This window comes from Spirulina subsalsa CS-330 (assembly GCF_028330765.1).
Taxonomy (GTDB): domain Bacteria; phylum Cyanobacteriota; class Cyanobacteriia; order Cyanobacteriales; family Spirulinaceae; genus Spirulina; species Spirulina subsalsa_A.
The window spans coordinates 1-18753 of the sequence record NZ_JAQMTY010000076.1; the positions used below are offsets into that span (position 1 = coordinate 1).

Annotated in this window: 11 protein-coding genes and 1 pseudogene; 3 read left to right on the forward strand and 9 right to left on the reverse strand. The window is 50.9% G+C overall.

All coding sequences use genetic code 11. The features are described from left to right. Positions 1–325: 325 nt before the first annotated feature. From PN477_RS05105 to PN477_RS05135, 7 genes are all read right to left on the reverse strand, one after another. Positions 326–568 (reverse strand): hypothetical protein, encoded by a 243-nt coding sequence (locus PN477_RS05105; protein ID WP_272117155.1) that lies wholly within the window; start codon positions 566–568, stop codon positions 326–328. Positions 569–658: 90 nt separating this feature from the next. Continuing rightward, positions 659–1840, reverse strand: a complete 1182-nt coding sequence (hpsP, locus tag PN477_RS05110; RefSeq protein WP_272117157.1) for a hormogonium polysaccharide biosynthesis glycosyltransferase HpsP — start codon at positions 1838–1840, stop codon at positions 659–661. 31 nt (positions 1841–1871) lie between these two features. Then, positions 1872–2459, reverse strand: coding sequence for a phycobiliprotein lyase (locus PN477_RS05115; protein ID WP_272117159.1), 588 nt, complete (start codon positions 2457–2459; stop codon positions 1872–1874). 69 nt (positions 2460–2528) lie between these two features. Then, positions 2529–3086, reverse strand: coding sequence for a phycobiliprotein lyase (locus tag PN477_RS05120; protein WP_272117161.1), 558 nt, complete (start codon positions 3084–3086; stop codon positions 2529–2531). Positions 3087–3393: 307 nt separating this feature from the next. Further along, positions 3394–5595 (reverse strand): GAF domain-containing sensor histidine kinase, encoded by a 2202-nt coding sequence (locus PN477_RS05125; RefSeq protein ID WP_272117164.1) that lies wholly within the window; start codon positions 5593–5595, stop codon positions 3394–3396. Positions 5596–6038: 443 nt separating this feature from the next. Next, positions 6039–8975 (reverse strand): aminomethyl-transferring glycine dehydrogenase, encoded by a 2937-nt coding sequence (gene gcvP / locus PN477_RS05130; RefSeq protein ID WP_272117167.1) that lies wholly within the window; start codon positions 8973–8975, stop codon positions 6039–6041. A gap of 97 nt (positions 8976–9072) precedes the next feature. After that, positions 9073–9570, reverse strand: a complete 498-nt coding sequence (locus PN477_RS05135; RefSeq protein WP_272147043.1) for a GNAT family N-acetyltransferase — start codon at positions 9568–9570, stop codon at positions 9073–9075. Between the two features lie 405 nt (positions 9571–9975). Here PN477_RS05135 and coaD point away from each other — a divergent pair, with 405 nt between their 5' ends. Genes coaD through PN477_RS05150 form a run of 3 tightly spaced genes read left to right on the forward strand, consistent with a single transcriptional unit; the run spans position 9976 to position 11932 of the window. Beyond that, complete coding sequence (coaD, locus tag PN477_RS05140; RefSeq protein WP_272117172.1) at positions 9976–10488, forward strand: pantetheine-phosphate adenylyltransferase; 513 nt, start codon at positions 9976–9978, stop codon at positions 10486–10488. Next, a complete protein-coding gene (locus PN477_RS05145) occupies positions 10437–11099 on the forward strand; it encodes an ATP synthase subunit B family protein (RefSeq protein WP_272117175.1) in 663 nt (220 codons plus the stop codon). The genes coaD and PN477_RS05145 overlap by 52 nt, the downstream gene beginning before the upstream one ends. 26 nt (positions 11100–11125) lie before the next feature. Beyond that, positions 11126–11932, forward strand: a complete 807-nt coding sequence (locus PN477_RS05150; protein ID WP_272117178.1) for a coiled-coil domain-containing protein — start codon at positions 11126–11128, stop codon at positions 11930–11932. Positions 11933–12510: 578 nt separating this feature from the next. On the opposite strand, the gene PN477_RS05155 is transcribed toward PN477_RS05150, so the two are convergent. Both PN477_RS05155 and PN477_RS05160 read right to left on the reverse strand, forming a co-directional pair. Further along, on the reverse strand, positions 12511–14514 hold the full coding sequence (locus PN477_RS05155; protein ID WP_272117180.1) for a DNA-directed RNA polymerase subunit gamma: 2004 nt from the start codon (positions 14512–14514) through the stop codon (positions 12511–12513). Positions 14515–17811: 3297 nt separating this feature from the next. Beyond that, positions 17812–18285: pseudogene (locus tag PN477_RS05160) on the reverse strand (WD40 repeat domain-containing protein); the annotation flags it as partial. Positions 18286–18753: the final 468 nt, after the last annotated feature.

Consider the following 18753-nt stretch of genomic DNA (forward strand, 5'->3'; position numbering starts at 1 on the left):
AAAATTAAGGACTCGCTGTCGCTCGATTTGTTTGTTGGTGCAAATTCATCTCGCCACTAAAAGGCACGTCCGCCGTTACCTTCGGTAACTCTACTCGGACTCGCTTTATAGTGGGAGTCTTCTTTGCACATTTAAGATAACCAAAGAGGAACCCGCCTATTTGAGGGTGCTGATAGCATAGCCTTGGCGGGTTTTATTACCTATAGTGTAAATTATCAAGTGTGCTTAGTCAAGCATCTAAACGGAACGTGCTGCGATACCGGACTAAGCGCCCGCCGTTTGCGCAGGTCAGAGCCGGAATTGCCTCCGGAAGAACGTGATTCATCTAATGCAGAATCAAACCGTCATGAGTTGCGATCGCACAGCGCAAGGTTGCCCAGTTTGTGCGGCTGTCTCCATAGCGTTGCTCAAAATAACGGAGGGTTCCGGTGGTGGTGTAATGGCGCTGCACCACCAATGGATTACGGGGGTCAACGGCGGACAAGGCATCGGCCAAATAGGCACAATCCTGCTGCAACTGTTCATAGATTGCCTGCTCAACATGGGGATGACTGCGGCGCGATCGCAAAGAGGGTCGTCTGTTTCATGGCTCCAAATGAGTGCTGATGAACCTATTATGTCGGCATTCGGGGGCCGAACAGCGGCGGACTGGGGAGATTTAGGCGGCGTTGGTGGGGATGATGGTGCGATAGGCGGCAATCATTTGGGTGGCGATCGCATCCCAACTGTAATCGTTTTGCACCAGTTGCAAGGCATTGCGACCCCGGCGGGCTTGTTCGGTGCGATCGCTCAAGGCGACTCGTAGAGAATCCGTCAGCGCCTCCACTTCTGGCCGCGTCACCCAGCCCGCCTCGGCCCGCTCCACGGCGGGCCAGAGGTCTACCCCATTGGACACCACAACGGGCGTACCCACCGCCATCGCCTCCGCCACCGCGATGCCGAAATTTTCATAGTAGGACGGCAACACAAACAGATCTGCATCCTGGAGTAAGGCGGTTTTTTCTGTGCCTTGGACAAACCCGGCGATCGTTGTCTGGGCCATGAGTCCGGCGGCTTCGATTCGCTGCCGTAGTTCCTGTTCATAGCCGGGATCTTGGCTATTCGACCCGGCGAGGACGAAGTGAAACGGCACGCCCTCACCTTGGAGCCGCGCTAAAGCCGTAATTAATAATTCAATCCCTTTTTTGCGATCAAGCCGGGACATATAGACCAAGAGGGGGCGATCGGGGGCAATGTGCCAGCGCGATCGCGCCTCCCCCTGTTCCGGCAATTCCGGCAGCGTCACCCCCAAGGGAATCACCCAATCCTGACTGCTCACCCCATAACGATGGGAGGTTTCCGCCTCGGTGGTACTGGTGAAATGCACCGCCGCCGCCCCCGCTATGTTAGGCCGCTCAATGCCATGGCCGTAGAGGGCTTTGAGGCGGCGTTTTTTTTGGAGATCTTGGGGGTCGAGGGTTCCCAAGGGTCGCAGCACATAGGGACACCCCTGCCAGCGCAGGATCGTCGCCGCCGCACTACTCACCGGCGAAAACAGGGCGTGAACATGGGCGAGGTCGTATTCTGAAGCATGGCGGCGCAACCACTGCAACAGCCCCCAGGAAAATTTGTAGCGCCGGAAGGGAGCACAGCGAAAATAACGCACGGTGTAGCCGTCTGCTGCCACGGGTTGATTGAGGGGCACATCCAGGGGCGCTTGACCCACATCGCCATTGGCATCGGTGGTCAGGATTTCCACCTCAACCCCCTGCCGCGCCAGGGCCGCCGACAGCCCCCGCACCATCTGGCTCGGCCCCCCATACACCAGGGAAATGGAGGGGACAATTTGCAGAACTTTCATGATCAGCGTGGGGGCAAAGGATGGGGCGAGATTACCAGCCGGAGAGGGCGGGCAGGGGGGCGGCGGTTGGCGTATCGGACTCTGGCGGGGTGTCGGTGTCGCTGATCCGGGCTTCGGCGCAGAAGGTGGCGGTGTTGAAGCCACCAAACCGTTTAACGGTGCTGGTGCGGAGGCGGAGGTCAGGGGTGGCGAACCAAAAGCGTTCGATGACGCTCATGGTTTCGTATTCGGTGATTAGGTTGAGGGCATCATCCTCGTCCATTTCAAAGCGGCCCGCGACGGGGACGATTTCGGCGTAGCCCCGTTCGCGCAGCAGTTTGCCGTTGCGGGGGTTGTCGGGGTCGGGGATGAGGGCAAACACGGTTTCGCCTTTGTGGTCTTCGCCTTCTTTATCCCAGGCCATCGCGCCGTTCCAGGTGACGAAGGAGCCGCCGATGCTTTGGGCGGGGTCTTCGTTGTGCATCTGACAGATTTCGATGATGCGGGGATCGTCGGCGGGGAGGGTTTCCACGGTGATCATTGACCCACCGTTTTCAGCGCGGCGAAAGGGGAGGTGATGGGTGGTGCGTTGCGATCGCCACTGTCCCGCACTCTGCCGAAAAAATTCCATTGCATCCATAGTTTTTGCGGAATTGACTCCATCAATAAGGGGTGAACCAAGGCTGAATCCTGGGGATTCTGTTTCCCATTATGCCGTTTTCTGTTCCACGCCAAACCCGACAAGGCGCATTTCCGTCCGGGGTTCGCCTTCAGGGGGGCGGGTGTAGTTGAAAATGCGGCGGATGCGCAGGGTGGGGTTAATCAGGGTAATGGAATCGACGGAAACCACTTGGCTGTAGTGGGTGGTCATCAACAGTTCGCGGCTGGTGGTGTCGAAGCGAAAGTGGGAGACGATGGGGCGCGATTCTTCATAGGCGCGATCGCGCAAATAGTCCCCACTCAGATAAATTCCCTCGGTTTGGGTGGGCACAAAGAGAATATTCAGGGTTTGGGAGACGCGATCGCCATGCTCCGACACCGTTTGAAAAGACAGACTAAACCCTTCGAGTCTGGCTAAATCCGGCGGCGACTCGTAGGCATTATCGGTCAACACCTTTTGTTTAAGCTCTGGGGTGAGGCGGGCAATCTGAAAATCTGTGTGCGATCGCTCCACCTCCTGCCGCATCAGGTAATGATACGTCCGCTCCGTACTCCAATCCCCCACACAATGCTCAAAAAACTGCTGAAAACTTCCGTAATCCACCATCCTGCTCCCTCAGCAACAATCCCCCCATTCTCTCCCATCGCACCCAATCCCAGCAATCCAAGCATTCTCACCCGTAACCAGTCGTGCCATGACACAGCTAAAATCAGGCTTTATTGTGGGGTGGGTTCGGCGGCTAAAACCCATGCTATCACTGCATTTGAAAATCCGCCGTAACCCACCAATGCACGAGTACAGAGTCAAGACTTAATATTCGGATTGTATTGAATGCCAACGCTCAACGTAACGGTGCGTTACGCTTCGCTAACAGCACCCGACAAACACCCTGATTCTTGGCATTGACGCTGCGCTAGGTCGGAATTTCAATACAAAACTCACTGCCCTCGCTCACCGTTGACCGGCAAGTCAGCTTCCCCCCATGGCGCTCGGCAATAATATGCTGACAAATGGAAAGCCCCAAACCTGTGCCTTGATTCACGGGTTTCGTCGTGAAAAACGGCTCAAAAATATGCGATTGAACCGTATCCGTCATCCCACAGCCATTATCCTGAATCCGAATCCGAATTCGCGGTAATTGCCCCGCCAACTCATCCACAGGAACCACCTCAGTCGTAATCGTTAATTCTCCCTGGATCGGAGTTTCGGTCATTAACCAGCGCATTTCGATCGCCTGAATCGCATTATTGATCAAGTTCATCATTGCCTGATTCAGTTGGCTAACATAGCATTGCACCTGCGGCAATTCACCATAGTGTTTAATCACATCAATGCCCGGTGTATCGGTTTTCGCCTTGGTACGATGATGCAAAATGAGCAAAATACTCTCAATGCCCTCATGAATATCCACCGTTTTTAATTCGGACTGGTCATGATTTGCAAAAGTGATTAAGGCACGGACGACCTTATGAATGCGATCGGCTCCGGTTTGCATGGAACCAATTAAACGGGGAAAATCCGTAGACAGAAAGTTTAAATCCACCGCATTTTCTTGGGTTTGAATCTCAGGCTGATCCCCCGAAATTTTTTGATACACCGTGACCAAATCAATCAAGTCTTCAAAGTACTGCTGCGCATGTTTTAAATTACCGGAAATAAAATTCACAGGATTCGTGATTTCGTAACAAACCCCCGTGATTAACTGCCCCAGACCTGACATTTTTTCGGCTTGACTGAGTTGTAAATGGGTGTCTCGCAGCTTCGCCACTGTTGTTTGTAGGCTGGCTGTGCGTTCTTGGACTTGTTGTTCGAGGTCACTGTTAAAGCGTCGAACGTGCTGATAGAGTTCCTGTTGGTGAATGGCGGCGGCGAATTCTTGGCTGAGGCGTTGTGCGAGTTGCAGATCGCCCTCCGTCCAGGGTTGCGATTGGCCCTGTTTGGACTCTTTCCAGATGTCAAAGGAGAGGCGCGGTTGCATTTGACGCTGATCCGGGTTGAATTCCCCTGCCCACAGGGTTTCGGTGGCAATTTCAGGCCGGAAAATGGTTAGGTAACCAAAGGTATAGCGATCGCGCTTGAGTGGGAGCACGACCATGCCCCGAATCGAGGTCGCCCGGAATGACGGCTGAAGGTTACGAAATTGGGACACGGTGTAGAGATTTTCCACCGCCCAACTGGGTTGATCACAGGTTTGAAGGAGGCTATACCAAGCACTGGATTGCTCGATTTCGGTGAAGCGTTGGCCCGACGGAATCGCCGGTTGTGTTCCTTCCGTAATCAGTTCAAACTGATCGAAGGGACAGGCCATAATTTCGGCATCGGATCGATGGGTAATGATGGCTTCAAGCATCGTGCGATTGATGAATAGACGACCGCCGCAACCGTCCAAGGCTTGCACAGTGGTGTTGAGGGCGGTTTTCAGATCAATCGTTGTGATGCTGTGGAGAGTGCGAGCCACCTGGTTGAGGATCGATTCCTGTTGGGCTTGAACGCTAGCCCGTTGCAAGAGGTGATCTTGCGCGATCGCCACCGCCAGTTGATCCACCACCATTTGAATCCCTTGCATTTGCGCGGGGGATGCCGCCCAACGTTCAGAGTGATGCGCCACCAGCAGACCCCACAGCTCATCACCCTGGGGAATGGGCACAACGAGAGAGGACTGAACCCCCATGGCCGTCAGGTAATCCTGATGACAGGGGTCAAGGGGACGAAAGCGAATGTCTTCATTAATCTCTGCCCCAGTTTCCGGATCTTGGCGAAAGCCTTGGCCAATTTGCGCCTCTGCCACATTCACCACAGACCGCATCCGCGCCGTTTTGAACAGAACACGGGCCTCTTCTGGAATATCATCGGCGGGGAAGTTTAAGCCCAGCAGGGACGGGAGACGATTTTGATCAATTGATTCAGCGATGACTTGACCGTCACCGTTGGGAGAAAAGCGATAGAGTTTGATCCGATCAACATCCAAAAAATGCCGGACTTCTGTCGCAGTCACCGCCAAAATATTGTCAAGCTCTAAGGAGCTTAAGATTTGGCAACTAATCCGATTCAGTAATCCTTCAATCTGGACAGAATCCTGATTTTTGATATCGGAATGGGAAAACTCAGTGTACATGATTTGATGCGTATTTTCTTAAGGTTTGGATATATTGGGAAGACAGGACACCCCATCCACACGCCGCATTGATAACTGTTTTGAAGATTTAGACTTTGAAGATTTAGACAGGTTTGACCTGGAACCTATTTTTTTGAAGGATTAAAACATCCAAGTAGGCTACATGGGCAATTAAGCAGCTAGATCTAGTCAAAACCCTGACCGTGGTCAGCGTTTTTCTCTCTACAATTCCCTTGATTATTCCTATAGTTGGCTTCATTTCTTATGGGTAGATTATCCCACCAACAGGATTGACGACGCGATAATGGCGTAGACCAGCTTTGTTTCAGAACAGACCAGGAATCGCTACGACCTCAAAACGTGGCCACTCTTTCCAAAGGAGGTGTGACCACGTAATGTATCTGTTCTTCAGTATAAACGATTGCTTTTCAGGATTATTTGTCTCATGCCTCGGTGTAGGCATCCATGCCGACGCAGGAACAGACGAGGTTGCGATCGCCATAGGCATTGTCCACCCGGCCCACCGTGGGCCAGAATTTATGGGACTTGAGCCAGGGCGCAGGATAGGCCGCCACCTCGCGGCTATAGGCATGGTTCCAGTCACCGCAAATCACCACCGGGGCCGTGTGGGGCGCGTGCTTGAGGGGATTATCCTGGGGATCGGCGTTGCCTTGGATCACCGCTTCAGCTTCGGCGCGAATGGATAGCATCGCCGTACAGAAGCGATCCAGTTCAGTCAAGGACTCGCTTTCTGTGGGTTCGATCATCATCGTGCCAATCACGGGCCAGGACATGGTTGGCGCGTGAAATCCATAGTCCATCAGGCGTTTGGCAATGTCATCCACTTCAATGCCGTGCTTTTTCAAGGGGCGGAGGTCGATGATACATTCATGGGCGACGAGGCCCGATGCACCTTTGAACAGGATGGGATAGGCTGCGTCGAGTTGCTGGGCGATGTAGTTGGCGCTGAGGATGGAGATTTTGGTGGCATCGGTGAGGCCCTCGGCTCCCATCATGGCGATATACATCCAGGAGATCACCAAAATGCTGGCACTGCCCCAGGGCGCAGCGGCGATCGCACCAATCGCCTTGGCATGGCCTAGCTCTGCGATCGGATGGCCCGGCAGGTAGGGCAATAAATGCGCCGCCACGCCAATCGGCCCCACCCCAGGGCCGCCGCCCCCATGGGGAATACAGAAGGTTTTATGGAGATTGAGATGGCAGACATCGGCCCCAAAATCCCCCGGCCGACAGAGGCCCACTTGGGCATTCATATTCGCGCCGTCCATGTAAACTTGCCCACCGGCTGCATGAATCAGGGCGCAAATTTCATCAATCCCCGCCTCAAACACACCGTGGGTGGAGGGATAGGTCACCATTAAGGCGGCGAGGTTGTCGCGGTGTTTTTCGAGTTGTTTCGTCAAATCCGCCCGGTCAATATCCCCGTTTTTATCGCATTGCACCGGCACGACTTTCATGCCGCACATCACGGCGCTGGCGGGGTTCGTGCCGTGGGCGGATTCGGGAATCAGGCAAATATTGCGATGGAGATCGCCGCGATCGCGATGGTAGGCTCGGATCACCTGTAACCCGGCATATTCCCCTTGTGATCCGGCGTTGGGTTGCAGCGACACCCCGGCAAATCCGGTAATTTCCGCGAGCCAGGTTTCCAGTTGCTCAAAGAGGGTTTGATAGCCTTGGGTTTGCGATCGCGGCGCAAAGGGGTGAATCTGCCCAAATTCAGGCCAAGTCACCGGGAACATTTCCGCCGCTGCATTCAGTTTCATCGTGCAGGAACCGAGGGGGATCATCGAGGTGGTGAGGGAGAGATCCTTCTGTTCGAGGTGGTGGAGATAGCGCAGCAGTTCGGTTTCGGAATGGTGACTGTTGAAGATCGGGTCTTGTAAAAAGGCACTGGTCCGCGTCAAGTCAGCGGCATAATGCCCCAAGGCTGTCACCTCAAAATCCGCAACGCTAAAGGGCAGATCGTCACGATTGGCAAAAATCCGCCACAGGGTTTCAATCTCGGCCTCGGTGGTCAATTCATCGCAGGCGATCACCAAATGCCCCGGCTCCATCAAGCGCAGGTTAAACCCACGCTCTGCCGCTGCGGCGAGGAGAAGGGGGGCGCTGGCTTCCCCCACCCCCACACAAACGGAGTCGAAAATGGGCAGATCGGGGATGGAATAGTTTAAACGGCGCAGGCCCGCAGCCAGGAGAACGGCGCGATCGTGAATCGTTTGGGCGATCGCCTTCAACCCATCAGGGCCGTGATACACCGCATACATCGACGCAATCACCGCCAACAACACCTGCGCCGTACAAATATTACTCGTCGCCTTATCCCGCCGAATATGCTGCTCACGGGTCTGCAACGCCAAGCGCAGCGCCGGTTGGCCCTGAGCATCCCGCGACACCCCAACGATGCGCCCCGGCACTTGCCGCTTGTAGGCCTCTTTCGTCGCAAAATAGGCCGCATGGGGGCCGCCAAAACCGAGGGGAACCCCTAACCGCTGGGTACTCCCAACGGCAATATCGGCCCCCAATTCACCGGGCGGCGTTAACAGGGCCAAGGCGAGGGGATCAGCGGCGAGGGTGACGAGTCCGCCCACCCCATGTACCCGTTCAATACAGGGGCGATAGTCCAACACAATGCCGTCGGTGGTGGGATATTGCAACAACGCACCAAAAACCGGCGTTGCCGTGAAGTCCATCTCGCCATGATCGCCAATGATCACCTCAATGCCGAGGGGTTGGGCCCGTGTCATCACCACGTCAATGGTTTGGGGGTGGCAGGCTTCGGAGATGAAGAAGCGATTGGATTTGTTTTTGCTGATGCCGTAGCTCAGGGTCATGGCTTCGGCGGCGGCGGTTCCTTCGTCGAGGAGAGAGGCGTTGGCGATGTCGAGACCCGTGAGATCAATGATCATGGTTTGGAAATTGAGCAGGGCTTCGAGGCGACCTTGGGCAATTTCCGCTTGATAGGGGGTGTAGGCGGTGTACCAACCGGGATTTTCTAAAATGTTGCGCTGAATCACTGGGGGGGTGATGCAGGCGTGGTAACCCATGCCGATCAGGGAGCGATAGACCTGGTTTTGAGCGGCGATCGCTTTCAAACTCGCTAGGGCCTCATGCTCCGATTTTGCCGGGGGGAGATGGAGCGATCGCTGCAACCGAATCCCCTGGGGCACAGCATGATAAATCAACTCATCCACACTCTGATAGCCCAACGCCTTCACCATCTGGGCTTCGGTTTCTGGCGTAATCCCAATGTGACGTTTCGCAAAGCCCTGGCGGGGTGCGATCGGGCTGCTCATCCCTAGGGGATCGCCGAGCAATGGTGTTTCGAGGGTCTCAGGGGCAAGGTTGAGGTCAGGCATAAGGGCTGTTCGCTGCGGGAGTTGGAGATCATCATTTGTTGTAACAAATTATCACAATCTTTTGATCCCAACCCCTACCCCCTGTGGCGATCACTCGCTAGAACCACTTTTCGAGAAACAGCGATCGCGGATCATCGGGATAGTTTCCAAACCGGCCACAGGGCCTAAATCCACACCGTTCATACAGTCGCACCGATGGGGCCAGTAACTCGCCGGTTTCTAACTGAAGATGCTTCAAGCCCTGCGATCGCGCCCTCTGCTCCAGCACCTGCATCAATTGCACCCCAATCCCCTGACCCCGCGCCGCAGGGATCACATACAGCCGTTTCACCTCCCCAGTTTGGGGCGCAATCGTCCGTAGAGCCACACAGCCCAAGGGCTGGCCGGTATGGCGGTTTTGCGCTAGCCAAAACGTTAAGGTGGGGTCTCGTAGGGCCTCCAGTGTGAGGAGGTGATTCGTGTCATCGGGGTAGAGGCTGAGGAGATAATGATCTAACGCCACGAGTAACACCTGCAACGCAGGGTTAAACGGGAAGGTCGGCGCGATCAAATAGTCTAACGGCATCTCAAGGAAATGGGCTGAAATTGATCTCATTGAGCAGTTTGCTCCGGACATTGTACCGGGTAGCCCCGCAGAAAAAGAGTCACGAGATGTGACGTTTCGCAAAGCCCTGGCGGGGTGCGATCGGGCTGCTCATCCCTAGGGGATCGCCGAGCAATGGTGTTTCGAGGGTCTCAGGGGCAAGGTTGAGGTCAGGCATAGGGGCTGTTCGCTGCGGGAGTTGGAGATCATCATTTGTTGTAACAAATTATCACAATCCTCTGGGTCTCGCTGCCCCCATTCTCGCGATCGCCGCCCCATCCTGATAACTACTTTTCGAGAAACAGCGATCGCGGCCGCCCCCTGTTTTGCAGAATCCTCTGTCGTCACCAGCGAAGCAGGCTATAATCGCCACATATTCCAAATTTCCCTGTCCTCCAGATCGACGATTGCACAACCGTGATTGCCATCTACCCCGGCAGCTTTGATCCCATTACATTAGGACACCTTGACATTATTGAGCGAGGGAGTCGCCTGTTTGAGGGCATTATTGTTGCTGTCCTGTGTAATCCGCAAAAGTCGCCGCTGTTTCCTGTGCCCCATCGACTCGTCCAGATCGAAGCCTGCACCCAGCATCTACCCAATGTCACGGTTGAGAGTTTCTCAGGGTTAACAGTAGACTATGCAAGGTTACGCAATGCAGGCGCAATTTTACGGGGGCTACGGGTTCTCTCTGACTTTGAAAAAGAGTTACAAATGGCCCACACGAACACAACGTTGTGTAAAGAGTTGGAAACCATTTTTTTAGCTACGTCAACCGAGTATAGTTTTTTAAGTAGTAGCGTGGTTAAAGAGATTGCCCAGTTTGGTGGTGTTGTCGATCACCTTGTTCCTGTCAACGTTGCCCAAGATATCTACCGATGCTTCAACAAGACTCCCCCCGCAGTGACGCTGAATACAACAATCAAGTGAATCCTCAAACGCCCCTAGGTGAGTCGCATCCGCTGGGCTACGATGTGCAGACGGAGTTGAATCGCCTCGAAGAACTCATTTTAGATAATCCTCGCGTTCCGTTTACCCGCAAAACGGTAGTGGACGAGGAACAATTGCTCGATCATTTAGATGTGATCCGGGTGAATTTGCCGGTGGCGTTTGAGCAGGCGATCGCGATCATTCGCCAAAAAGAAGAAATCCTCCTCCAAGCCGAAGAATACGCCCAGGAAATCATCGCCACGGCCCAAAATCAAGCCGCCCAACTCCTCAATGACAGCGGCTTGGTACGCCAAGCCGAAGCCGAAGCCGCCCAAATTCGCCAACAGATCCAACAGGAATACGAAGAACTGAAACAGCAAACAGCGGCGGAAATTGAGCAAATGCGGATGCAGGCGATGCAAGAACTCGAACAAATGCGTCAAGACGTTCTCTATGAGTGCGATGACATCCAAGATGGTGCGGATGACTACGCTGACGCTGTGCTGACCCGGTTAGAAACGCAGTTAAGCGATATGCTGCGGGTGGTGCAAAACGGTCGGCAACAGTTGCGAGAAGAAATCGCCGCAGCGGATAACCCAAATATTAACTAAGCGTCTTCAGTTGGGGCAGGTGGGGTATGGCACAAGCACGGAAGCCAGGGCAGCGGCAAAGTACCGCTCAAGGTTCTGCTGATGAACAGTATATTTCGCTGTCGGATTTGATGGCGGTGTTGTCGGGGGTGGTGGGCGATGGGGCCCGCCGGGATGAGGTGATCGCACCTCCGACTCAACCCACCCAACGCCCCCCCCGCCGTAAAACTAGCCCCCCTGATTCCCTCACGCCCCAACCCCCAACCCCCCGCAAAAAAGGGCATCTCGTCCCCCTCCCCCATCCCCACACCCGCCCCCCAGAGGAGATGCCTGCCCCGCAGCATCCGGGTGCATCGTCCTTGATGCGCCTTGCCGACGGTGAGGCGAAAACCGTGGAGGAACTCTCTCAGGATCTGTGGGAAATGAAGTTGGTGGCGCTGTCGGATTCGGACTATTACAATCGGGAAATTTTGCAACTGAAGCGGCGTTTTCTCTGGTTGGCGGGTTTGGCGGCGGGGGCGATCGCCGTCTTGGGGGGTGCTCTGGGCTGGGCGATCGTGAATCTGAAAGATGCCCAAATTACCGCCGCTCGCTACGATGATGCGATCGCCACCAATCGCCGCCAACTCGAACAACTCGAAACCGAAACCCTCAGCACCCTAGAAGCCCGCATCGACCAACTCCAAACCAACGTCCCCGAAGACCTCACCCAAGACATCGAAAGCGCCCGCAAAGACGTGGATGTGATCAAACTTCAACTCGACGACATGGAAAACACAATCAACGCCCACGACAAAGCCCTCTCCGTCCTGGTCAATGCGATGCAGGGGTTAGTCGGGAAAGACGAAGACTAGCCCCTGCAAATCGAACCCTCGACATTCTCGCCGTTAAATCAAAGATTATAACGGGGGATTCTGACTTCACTGGGTTTGAGAAATACTGGATTCACGTTTTAACCCTGATCAGCTTCTAGTTTCAGCGGTTCTGACGATCCCTCACTGCCCTACTCCAGGCTAGATCACGACTTACAGCGGAGTCGTCGAAGGCGAACAAGAGTCCGATTGTTTCGGTTGAACCCGAGAAATCAATTGAAATTCGTTTTCAGAACTAGGCTGTTGGTGAGAGAAGAAAGACCGTGAAGCATTGCCGGAAGTGGGTTGAGATTGCATCGAAACATGAAGTAATATTGTCATCGTCATCGCAAGAATTAAGCGTTCCCACATTTTGATAATCTCCTTTCCCCACACTGTACGTTCAGTATAATTGACATTCTCTGGGCAAGGAATATTTATGATGATTCTGCAACATACGGCTGCTCACGTGCCGACGTTATAACCAAGGGCGGCTAGATCAAGGCCGGTCAATGCCATCGTGTGGCGGTTGCTCTCTTGGGGTAGTGCATTAATGCACTACCATCTGGCTTACCAGTCTTTCAACTATCAGGATCTTCATCTGGTAATGCCGATTGAATGGTCTTGTTATAGATAATCCGGCCGGGGGTGGTATAGACGTATTGGAATTGGAACGGTTCACCCTGCGGATTCTCGACGGTGCGGATTAATCGTGTCGGCAGATAATGAGATTCACCCCGGCGATCGCCATAACAGCGCATTCCGGCCATCTCTGCTGCGTTTACGGCGATTTCTTCCTCCTTGGCACTGACCAAAATCTCACCGCTATAACGAAGCCAAATATATTGGTGAATATTGAGGCAGCCCTGCTCAAATGCCTGTAACGCATCATCCATGGAGGCAAAGCGACGATCAAGACCGGATTTAATGCGATCAAGCACTTCATCACCGGATGTCACTAAGGAGTCTCGCACAAACTGAGGATTTTCCAGGGTCAAGTAATAGCACCCCAAGACCATATCCTGGGAAGGTGTGATAATCGGCTCCCCCGTAGCGGGGGATAGGATATTGTAGCAAGCCATCATTAAGAGCCGCGCTTCGGCTTGGGCTTCAATGGAAAGGGGAACGTGTACCGCCATCTGGTCGCCGTCAAAGTCAGCGTTAAACGCGAGACAAACGAGGGGATGAAGTTGGATGGCGCGGCCTTCGACGAGAATCGGCTCAAAGGCTTGAATGCCCAAACGGTGGAGGGTAGGGGCGCGGTTCAGGAGGACAGGGTGGCCCACGATCACATCTTCAAGCACATCCCACACGGCACTATCGCCCCGCTGAATCAGTTTTTTCGCCGCTTTGATGTTGTTCACCAGGCCACTTTTAATCAGCCGGTGGATCACAAAGGGCTGAAAGAGTTCGATCGCCATCTCACGGGGTAGACCGCACTGATAAATTTTCAGCTTCGGCCCCACCACGATCACAGACCGTCCGGAATAGTCCACCCGTTTTCCTAACAGGTTTTGGCGGAAGCGACCCTGTTTCCCTTCGATGATGTCTGAGAGGGATTTTAAGGGGCGGTTATTCGCTCCTACCACAGTGCGACCCCGACGGCCATTGTCAATCAGTGCGTCTACCGCCTCCTGCAACATCCGTTTTTCATTGCGGACAATGATTTCCGGAGCAAGGATTTCCTGGAGGCGAGCGAGACGATTATTGCGATTGATTACCCGACGATAGAGGTCGTTTAAATCTGAGGTGGCAAACCGGCCGCCATCGAGTTGAACCATGGGCCGCAGATCTGGAGGAATGACCGGAAGGTAAGACAAAATCATCCATTCAGGCCGTGCCCCTGTAGCAATAAAGTTATTAATCACCCGCAGGCGCTTAATCAGCTTGGCGCGTTTTTGACCCTTGGCTCCGGCGATTTCTTCCCGTAGTCGTTCTGCTTCTTCTTCGAGTTTGATTTCTTCGAGCAAGCGTTGGACGGCTTCGGCTCCGATCCCCACTTCGATGCCTTCGAGTTGGGATTCTTCTTCGTAGAGTTGCTCTTCAATTTCGAGCCACTGATCTTCGGTGAGCAGTTGGCGGTAGCTGAGGTTGCTGGCATTGCCGGGATCGAGGACAACGTAGGCGTTGAAGTAGACGATCTGTTCTACATCCCGCAGGGCTATGTCGAGCAAGATGCTCAAATAACTGGGAATCCCTTTGAGATACCACACATGGGTGACGGGGGCGGCGAGTTTGATGTAGCCCATGCGGTGACGACGGACGCGGGATTCGGTGACTTCCACGCCGCAGCGTTCGCAGACAATGCCGCGATGGCGAACGCGCTTATATTTCCCGCAATGGCATTCCCAATCCTTCGCGGGGCCAAAAATGCGCTCACAGAACAAGCCATCCATTTCCGGCTTCAGGGTGCGGTAGTTGATCGTTTCGGGTTTGGTGACTTCCCCGACGAGTTGACTGTTGGGGAGGGTGCGCTCGCCCCATTGCCGGATGCGATCAGGAGAGGCGATACTAATTTTGACATAATCAAATCTATCATTACTACGAGATCCAATGTTGCTAGGAGTATGCCACTCTTTCTTCATTGAACGACTTCTTACAGTTGAACTTTCCCCCGATCCTGAATCTGAATCTGAATCTGAATCTGAATCTGAATCTGAATCTGAATCTGAATCTGAATCTGAATCTGAATCTGAATCTGAATCTGAATCTGAATCTGAATCTGAACCTGAATCTGAACCTGAATCTATGGATGATTGTTCAGATAAGCCTTCATCAATGGAATCTTGCTCAAGTATTTCTTCTTTTTGATCTAAATTAGCATCAGTGGATGGTTCTTTATCAATGGCATCCTGCTTTAAAGGTATCTCTTTTGCTTCATAATAATAAATAACCCGTTCTACTTCTACCGTCAGTCTTGCAAAAATTGACTTTGTAGATACCTCTAAATCAATTGAAGAAACAAACCTATCGACCCGTATTTCTACAGTATCAGACGTTTGAGGGTCAACCTTGATTTTTCCAGATGAAATATGCCATGTTATATCTTTGGGTAAATTAATTTTACATTTTTGTTGATCATAGCCGATGGCTTTGAATTGCTGAGGCTGATCAACTGTTAATATTACGTTGTTCGGTTCTATTTTGAGTCCACGCAATACAGCCGGAATTAAAATCACAGCTTCTTCGCTAACTCTGGCATTAGCCTCCTGCCCACAAAAACGACTAACCTTGGAAAAAAATTTCCCAAGCTGTTTATAAAAGAAGTGCTGATGATCGCGAATCAAACCTTGTAAGCCTTTAACGCTATCTAAACAATTATTCTGTTCCTCATTTACCAAGTCAGATGTTGTTGATTGAACATCTTGATCAGCGGGCATCAGGACTTCTTCAATATGCTGATCTCCAGGAAGTGTCTTGACCTCATAAGCCAGAAGTTTAAAAATAAAAGAAGCAATTTCGCTAATGATTGAAACTGTGCGAAAAATATGTCTTGGTGTTCTTGTCCATTTTGGTGCAGTTGTCGATGTCACCCGCACCCAATACTCACCTTTAGCCGTGTGATTGGCTTGATACAGACCTGCTTCAGTGATGATTCCACCCGTCGCATTCCAAACTACAGAACCAGGATCAATTTCTTCACGAAACTGATCGCGCCCTATCACTTCAAACTGTTGTTTACAACCTGGTTCTACAATAGCGGAAGAAGGTCGTAACTCTAAGCGTCGTAAAACGGGTAATAATTCAACCTCAACAATATCGGTAAGCTCCCCATACGTTGCTTGTACTATTACGGAACGCGCATCGTAACCCGCCCGAAAGATACCTTGCTGATTAATATTACCGCCGCGATCGCAATTCCATGACACGCCATTTAACTCAATAAATAGACCACTTTGGTCATAACCTTCAACGCTAAAATATTCATACTCTTCGGGTTGTAGCTGACTGTGAGTTGGAAAAATCTTGATCTCCGTTAATATTCGGGGAATGATAATTTTTTGCGTTGCGGTAAACTGATCAACTTGAACTTGAATAGTACATTTCCCAAACCTTTCGCTATCTGCTTTGAACCGACCATCCTGATTGATCGAACCGAGATGAGAATTAACTTTAATTGACCAGCGGGGTTGATCCAGTTCATATCGATTGCCATACTGATCTAAACCGTAGGCTTCAAAAGTATAGCTTTTCCCTGGATTAATTTCGGTTGAGTCTGGTGTGGCGATCGCAACTTCAACTAATCTAGGCGGTTCAAACACTTGTAGCCAAATTGTGTCAGTTATACTTCCACATTGTGCTGTGATCGCAACCCTTTCAGATTGATATCCTGCTTGAAAGTAATTTTCCAAAATGCTGCCTGATGAACTTGACCATTCTACATTGTCAACGGCAATTGAATTTCCATACTGATCCAAACCTTCAACCGATAACCATACACATTCACCATAATACAGTCTTGATTCAGAATTGATGATATTCAATTGTGCCAAGCGAGGCGGCTCTAAAACCGCAATTGTCACCTGTTTCTGTACATCTCCTACCGATGCTGTGATTGTACAATTTCCAAATTGTGATCCGGCAAAGAAAACATTATTTTCAATCCACCCAAACCCTTCAGAACATTGCCAATTTACATCATCAACAGAAAATTGATTACCATACTGATCGTACCCTTTCACGATCAACTGAGTGCTTTCATTTGGGTAAAAATTTGATTGAGATAAATCAATCCTCAGCCGACTTAAAGACGGTTTTTCATAAACCTCAAACTTTCTTGTGGCAGCAATGTCATTAACCCTTGCTGTCACTGTAAATATTCCAGCTATATTGCCAACAATCAATAATCCAGCTTCATTGATCAGATTTTGTGATCCTTTCACTGACCACTGAACTTTATCAATAGGGAATGCTTTTCCTCGTTGATCAAAACCCTGTACTTGAAAATGGATCTGCTCACCAGTCATCAATCGACAATTACCATCCGGTTTAATTTTTAACTGAGCTAAATAGGCTTTCTCTCGAACTGGGAGCCGTAATGTAGTGGAAACAAAGCTAATAGTTGCTTTAATTGTAACTGAACATTCTTTTTGGGGAGCGGTAAACTTGCCATTTTGATCAATGACTCCTTGATCGGCTTGCCAATCAATTGGCCAAGTTATATTGATTGGTTCACCCTTTTGATCTTTTCCTTTTATGAATAATTGATATTGATGACCCGGCTGTAAAATATCTTCTGGTTCAACAATATGAATTTGAGCAAGTAGAGAAATCGGTGAACCTTCAAGAATTTTAATGAGTTGATCACCCTTGCTATTCGTGATCACACCCCAATGATCACCAACTATATACAATCGATCATGCTGAATCTGCCATAAAATCTGATTGAGCTTGCCAGGATAATAGTTTTTAAGCAATCCGACTTGAGAAGATAATTTTAGTTCAATTGTTTTCTTTTTGTTGACAATTGTGTAAACCGTGCAATCAGTGATTAAATTCCCTGAATCAACATAAATTTTTGTAGGATTGTGAGGTTCGATTTTAATGGTGTTTTGTTTCAACGATTCATTAACCCAGGACTCATCCTTCTTCAACCCTTTTGTTTGAGTTATAAACCAAAAACCACCAATTACAGCCATTGAAATAAAAGAAGTAGCAAGTGCTAGCATTAAGAACAGAATCCCAAATCCTGTATTTAAAATAAATCCCCAAAAATTTTGCCAAAACTTAGATGTTTCCAATTTCCAGAAATTTAAAATTCCCTCAGGACTGAGCGCAATGATTGCTTTAGATTGAGGATCGATTGCGATCGCAATAACTGGCTTCCCAATTTCCTTCAGCGTCTTAAAATTTTTCCCTTCTCGCCAGAGCCATAATCGTACTGTTTGATCCTTGCTACCACTTAACAAGATCTCACCCGATGGACTCAGCGCAAGACAATTAACGGATTCAGTATGCTTTTTGAGAGTTTTGTCTAGTTTCCCTGTCCGCAGTTGCCAGATCCGAATCGTTTTATCATCACTCGCACTAATTAACGTGTCATTATCTGGCGTGACAATTGCTGTAACCTCAGATTGATGCTGCTTAAATGTCTTGTCCTTTTTCCCAGTGCGTACATTCCATGAATGAATCTCGCCGCTGGCTTCTCCCGTAATTAAAAGCTCTCCATTTGGTGAGAAGACTAAACAAGTGACCTTGCTTTGATGGAATATGTTTTTGAGCAAACAAGCAGATGGTATAGCCCAAACCAAAACTCGATCGCCACAGATTCCAGCGATGTGGTTTCCCTGTGGGCTTAGGGTTATTGCACTGATTGTGTTACTGGGAATACAGTTCTGCGGAGATTGATACGCCATTATCAACCGGCTCCAGTGATTAAATGTTTTTACTCAGTGTATTATGAGTTCAATGATTGTGCATCTAAATGGCACATCGAAAAAAAGAAAAAACTAGCCTTCAGGGAAAAAGGTGAGAGGCTAGAAGAGGAAGACTCAAGGAAAAAAGCTCATGGCAAAGGGATTTGGTCGGGTCAAACGCCGCCGAGAGAACCTGGAAGCGTCAATGGACAGACTGAGTTTACTCAATACACTCATCCCGTGGGAGGTCTTTGCGGAGTCTTTAGGGCAACTAGAGACCAAAGAGCGCAAGAGCCGAGCGGGGCGCAAGCCCATCGACCGCTTGCAGTTATCTTAAATGTGCAAAGAAGACTCCCACTATAAAGCGAGTCCGAGTAGAGTTACCGAAGGTAACGGCGGACGTGCCTTTTAGTGGCGAGATGAATTTGCACCAACAAACAAATCGAGCGACAGCGAGTCCTTAATTTT